This window comes from Longimicrobium sp. (assembly GCF_036280135.1).
In the GTDB taxonomy this organism is placed as follows: domain Bacteria; phylum Gemmatimonadota; class Gemmatimonadetes; order Longimicrobiales; family Longimicrobiaceae; genus Longimicrobium.
Genome location: NZ_DASURI010000350.1, coordinates 1 through 3025 on the forward strand (window position 1 = coordinate 1; position 3025 = coordinate 3025).

2 protein-coding genes and 1 pseudogene are annotated in these 3025 nt (G+C 74.3%); all 3 read right to left on the reverse strand.

Annotation, left to right across the window (positions count from 1 at the left end):
* Positions 1 to 426, reverse strand: a pseudogene (locus tag VFZ20_RS11010) (arginine beta-hydroxylase, Fe(II)/alpha-ketoglutarate-dependent); the annotation flags it as partial.
* A 64-nt stretch (positions 427 to 490) separates the two neighbouring features.
* Positions 491 to 1615: a capreomycidine synthase gene (gene vioD / locus VFZ20_RS11015; protein WP_329683925.1), complete on the reverse strand. Its 1125-nt coding sequence runs from the start codon at positions 1613 to 1615 to the stop codon at positions 491 to 493.
* A 356-nt stretch (positions 1616 to 1971) separates the two neighbouring features.
* Positions 1972 to 3025, reverse strand: a 1054-nt coding sequence (locus tag VFZ20_RS11020; RefSeq protein ID WP_329683926.1) for an ABC transporter ATP-binding protein, incomplete at its 5' end; no start/stop codon positions are given.

Consider the following 3025-nt stretch of genomic DNA (forward strand, 5'->3'; position numbering starts at 1 on the left):
CACCTCGCTGCCGCTGCCCAGCTGCTCCTGCTCGTGCCCCTTGATGGGCAGGATGTCGTGCACCACCCGCCCGTCCTGCTGCGTGCTCCAGGCGATGGGCTCGCCCAGCAGCGAGCCCAGCAGCACCAGCAGCATGTCCTCCGCGCGGGTGTCGTTGCCGGGCGTGTGCTGCTTCCAGTGCACGGGCGTGGGCCCGATCTTCTCCTCGTCCACGGGCCAGCCCGAAACCACGAGCATCGCCCCCGCCGGCTCGAACAGGCGAAACGCGCGCACGGCCTTGCGGATGCTGCGCGGCAGGTCGTGCGCGATCACGTCCGCCTCGTCCAGGAACTCCTGGTTCTCGGGCGAGCCATAGCGGCCGGCAAGGTCCTGCAGGAGCACGCGGGTCTCCGCGACCTCCTCCGGGGTCATCACGATCCGGGACATCTCGGTACACCTCCGATGAAATGAATAAGGAAGGGGCCGGCCCACGCCGCCCCGCCGCGTGCCCTCACACCAGCGCGGGGGCCGCCGCGCGCAGGGCCCCCGCCAGGCGGTCCAGCCCGTCCCGCAGCACGTCGGGCGCGCCGCCAAAGCCCAGCCGCGCGTGCCCCGGCCAGCCAAAGCAGGTGCCGGGCACCAGCAGCACCCGCTGCTCCCTGGCCAGGGCGTGGCAGAACGCCTCCACGTCGGGCACCTCCAGCCGCGGAAACCCGCACACGCCGCCCGCCGGCAGCGTCCAGCGGATGAGCCCGTCCTGCCGCGCCATCCACGCGTCCACCGTCTGCCGGTTGCGGCGGGCGGCGGCGCGCCTGGGGCCCAGGATGCGGTCCGCGGCATCCACCACCCGCTCCGCGATGAGCTCCACCAGGGGGGACAGGTGCAGGGTGAGGTAGTCGCGCACCCTGGCCATCCGGTCCAGCACGGCGGGGTCCGCCAGGCACCAGCCCACCCGCAGCCCCGGAAGGCCGAACCCCTTGGAGAGCGTGCCCAGCGAGACGGCCCGCGCGTAGCGAAGGCCGGGGTCCGGGAGCGGCGCCGTGTCGTACGTGAGGTCCGCGAAGGCGCCGTCCCACAGCAGCCACGCGCCCGCCCGCTCCGCCACGGCCACCAGCGCGTCCTGCTCCTCCACCGTCAGCGTGGTGCCCGTGGGGTTGTGGGGAAAGTTGACGACGATCATCCGCGTGCGGTCCGTCACGAGCGCCGCCAGGGCGTCCGGGTCCGGGCGCCAGCCGTCGTCCGGGCGAAGGCGCCAGGGCACCAGCCGGCACCCCATCCCGCGCACCACGTCGCCCAAGCCGGGATAGACGGGGTCCAGGACCACCACCTCGTCCCCGGCGTCGAGGAGGGCGTTCATCACCAGGAAGATGGCCTCGGTGGAACCGTGCGTGACCATCACGCGCGACGCGTCGCCGGCCGCCCAGCGGCGGGCGATGGCGCTGCGCACGCCCGTTCCGCCCAGCGTCTGGCTGTCGTGAAAGACGACGGCGTCCATCTCCTCCACGGTGATCCCCGCCAGCGCGCGCACCTCCGCGAGCGAGTGGTCCGACACGCCGCTGCTGCCGATGTCGGCGTCCACCGCGAAGTAGTACAGGCGCATCCACTCCTCCAGGAGCGCCGGGGGATAGTTCCGCATCTCTCCTCGCGCGTTGCGGGTTCCTCGTCCCGGGCGACGGCGCCGCCCGGCTCAACATCGATCGATTTTCGTCCTCTTCCGGGATTCCTCCCGGCCGTGCTCCGTCCGCCGCCGTCTCGTGTTTCTCGCCCGTGCCGTCATTCCAGGCGAGGGAAGCGCCCGCGCGTCCCATCAATCGTACGGAGTCATGTGCGCCGGCCGACCGGAGGGTCGTCGCCAACCCGGCACGATCTCACCCGTGCGCGCCCGCCCCGAGAGCAACGCAGCGCACGGGCGAGATCCCGCACTCCGGCGACCCGATTCTTCGGTCGGCGTCATCCCGCACGGGCAGGCGACAGACGTCCCGAGCGGCGCGGTCAGGCGTAGGCGCGGGCCTGGAGGTGGTACATCTCCGCGTACAGGCCGTCGCGCAGCAGCAGCTCGTCGTGGCTTCCCAGCTCCGTCACGCCTCCCTCGCGCACCACCAGGATGAGGTCCGCGCTGCGCACGGTGCTGAAGCGGTGCGACACCAGCACCGTCACGGCGCCGCGCGCCGCGCCTGCGCGGGCCTCGGCGGCGTAGCGCTCGAACAGGGCGTGCTCCGCCAGGGCGTCCAGGCTGGCCGTGGGCTCGTCGAAGAACACCACCAGCGGGTCCGTCCGCAGGAGCGCGCGGCCCAGCGCCAGCCGCTGCCACTGGCCCGTGGACAGGTCCACGCCGTTTGCCCAGCGCGCGCCCAGCTGCGTGTCGCCGGCCGCGGGGAGCGCGTCCAGGGCTCCCGGCGCGCCGGCCCGCTCCAGCGCCGCGCGGACGGCCTCGTCGTCGTCCAGGCGCGGCAGGTCGCCCACGCCCACCGTCCGCCGCGCCGCCAGCTCCAGCCGGGCAAAGTCCTGGAACGCCGCCGCCAGCCGCGCCCGCCACGCGCCCACGTCCATCTGCGCCAGGTCCGCCCCGTCCACCAGGATGCGCCCGCCCGTAGGCGCGTACATCCGCGTGAGCAGCTTGACGAGGGTCGTCTTTCCCGCCCCGTTCTCGCCCACGAGCGCCACGACGGCGCCGGCGGGGACGCGGAACGAGACGTCGCGCAGCACCCAGCCCTCTGTCCCCGGGTAGCGGAACGAGACGTTCTCGAAGACGATCCCGTCCCGCAGCCGGTCGGGGACGGGGCGGCCCGCGGGGGACGGCCCGTGCGCGCGGGCGTAGTCCCGCAGCCACAGCAGGCGCCCGGCGGCGCGCAGCACCTCGCCCAGCCCCGCCACGCGGCGCACGGGCTCCACCACGCCCGACATCACCTGCTGTCCCAGGTAGACGGCCGTCACCACCTCGCCGGCCGTGGCCAGCCCGCGGCGCGCCCGCCACAGCATGAGCGCCACGCTCCCGCCGAACGCGGCCAGGAAGAGGAGCTCCGCCGCGCAGTCCAGCGCCGCGCCC